This is a genomic window from Rhizobacter sp. P2_H3 (assembly GCF_056403355.1).
In genome coordinates this window covers 1-1166 of the sequence record NZ_JBFUFQ010000496.1, presented here as the reverse complement: position 1 = coordinate 1166, position 1166 = coordinate 1, and the positions used below count along the sequence as shown (strand labels likewise).

General features: G+C 65.8%; 2 protein-coding genes. Both read left to right on the top strand.

Annotated elements, in window-relative coordinates; all coding sequences use genetic code 11:
- The coding region (locus tag AC1D1T_RS32615) for a helix-hairpin-helix domain-containing protein (RefSeq protein ID WP_477993499.1) at positions 1 to 543 on the top strand (543 nt) is incomplete at its 5' end.
- 70 nt (positions 544 to 613) lie between these two features.
- On the top strand, positions 614 to 1166 hold a 553-nt coding region (locus tag AC1D1T_RS32610; RefSeq protein WP_477993497.1), incomplete at its 3' end, for a translation initiation factor IF-2 associated domain-containing protein.

Genomic DNA, 1166 nt, shown 5'->3' with positions numbered 1-1166 from the left:
GAGGAGAACCTCGCGATCGCGATCGGCCGCGGCGGCCAGAACGTGCGCCTGGCCTCCGAGATGACCGGCTGGCGCATCAACATCATGACGGCCGAGGAATCGCAGGCGAAGCAGAACGAGGAGTCCGACAGCGTTCGCAAGCTGTTCGTCGACAAGCTCGACGTCGACGCCGAAGTGGCCGACATCCTGATCGCCGAAGGCTTCAGCAGCCTGGAAGAAGTGGCCTACGTCCCGATGCAGGAAATGCTCGAGATCGAGGGCTTCGACGAAGACACCGTCAACGAGCTGCGCACGCGGGCCAAAGACGCTTTGCTGACGATGGAGATCGCCCGCGAAGAGAAAATGGAAGACGTGTCGCAGAACCTGCGCGATCTCGAGGRGCTTGATGCGGCCCTGATCCCGAAGCTGACCGAAAGCGGGATCAACACGCGCGACGACCTCGCCGACCTCGCGGTCGACGAACTGACCGAAATTGCCGGCATCGACGAAGACAAGGCCAAGGAACTGATCATGAAGGCACGCGAACATTGGTTCACGACCTGACATTGATCGACCTGATGCCCCAACGCCCGATCGAACGCCGCACTGCAAGTACCAAGCAAGGATATTCACAATGGCTGTGACCACCGTCGCCCAGTTGGCTGCCGAGCTCAATCGCCCGGCAGCCGCGCTGCTCGAGCAGCTCCAGTCGGCCGGCGTCGTCAAGGCGTCGAGCGACGACGCGCTGACCGAGTCCGACAAGGAGCGACTGCTTGATTACCTCCGCACGGCCCATGGCACGGGCGGGGGCGAGCGCAAGAAGATCACGCTGACCCGCAAGTCGACCAGCGAGATCAAGCAGGCCGATTCGAGCGGCAAGGCGCGCACGATCCAGGTCGAGGTGCGCAAGAAGCGCACCTTCGTCAAGCGCGACGAATCGGCCCCGTCCGAGGAGCCGGCAGCGCCGGTCGCCGACGACGCCGAACTGCAGCGCCGCGAGGTCGAGGCCCAGGCCCAGGCCGAGCTGCTGCGCCGCCAGGAAGAAGAGCTGGCCGAGAAGCGCCGCCAGCGCGAGGAACAGGAAGCCCGCGAGCGCGAGGCCGCCGAGGCCCGTGCGCGTGAAGCGGCCGAAGCCGCCGCGAAGGCCGCTGCCGAGGAAGCCGCGAAGGCCGCTGCCGCTGCAGCAG